Genomic DNA, 762 nt, shown 5'->3' on the forward strand with positions numbered 1-762 from the left:
AAAGTACATTACGTGTTTTTTAGTTTGTTTGAACGAAAGTTCATTTTGTTTTCGTTCTTAAGTTGATGGGCATGTGGCTATGCCCATATAGGTACCTTTTCTAATAGTTTTTTAGCAGAAACAACTGCATCCGATAATGATTAATAGAATAAATAATACAACTAATAAAGCAAATCCTCCAGCGAAAGCAAAGAAGTTAGGTGGGGGATCAACTGCCCATAAAAGTCCGATTGGTTCAACTAATAATCAGTGGAGGATAAAGAACCCCCCACTGATTAAAGTTTCACTTTATTATGCATTGCTACATACTTCTCTAAATTCCTCTATTTTTCATTTGATAAAATGGAATCCTAATATTACCAAAAGTTAAATAAATATTTCTACATATTCAAGATATTTACATAAATTACAAAAGTGATACATTTAAGTTGTAAGTTATAAAAACTATTAAAGGGGGATTTATTATGTTCAAGAAATTAGTAGTAGGGCTATTAGCAACTGGTATTGCATTAACAGGAGGAATTGGAGCGGCTTCAGCTGATACGCAAAAAGCTGTGAGTTCTCCGAAGCAAGCAGCATGCTCAATTCCTTATGAGTATTCTAATGGTAAATTTAAAAGAACTCTTTATTACTCAAATGGAGTATATGCTAATAGTTTTAATGAAAATGTTTGTGGCGGGACGATTATGTAATCAACGATTGTAAAATACCCAATAACAACGGTTTTAAATTCCCCAAAAATAACAGATAATCGTTTCGAAA

Annotated in this window: 1 protein-coding gene and 1 pseudogene; one reads left to right on the forward strand and one right to left on the reverse strand. The window is 32.0% G+C overall.

Annotated features, from left to right (window positions below):
- Positions 1-111: 111 nt before the first annotated feature.
- Positions 112-186 (reverse strand): annotated as a pseudogene (locus PDQ33_RS28955) (YjcZ family sporulation protein); the annotation flags it as partial.
- Between the two features lie 278 nt (positions 187-464).
- Here PDQ33_RS28955 and PDQ33_RS28960 point away from each other — a divergent pair.
- Complete coding sequence (locus PDQ33_RS28960) at positions 465-692, forward strand: hypothetical protein (protein ID WP_270757124.1); 228 nt, start codon at positions 465-467, stop codon at positions 690-692.
- The last annotated feature ends 70 nt before the right edge of the window (positions 693-762 follow it).

This window comes from Bacillus cereus group sp. Bc031, from assembly GCF_027716265.1.
In the GTDB taxonomy this organism is placed as follows: domain Bacteria; phylum Bacillota; class Bacilli; order Bacillales; family Bacillaceae_G; genus Bacillus_A; species Bacillus_A paranthracis.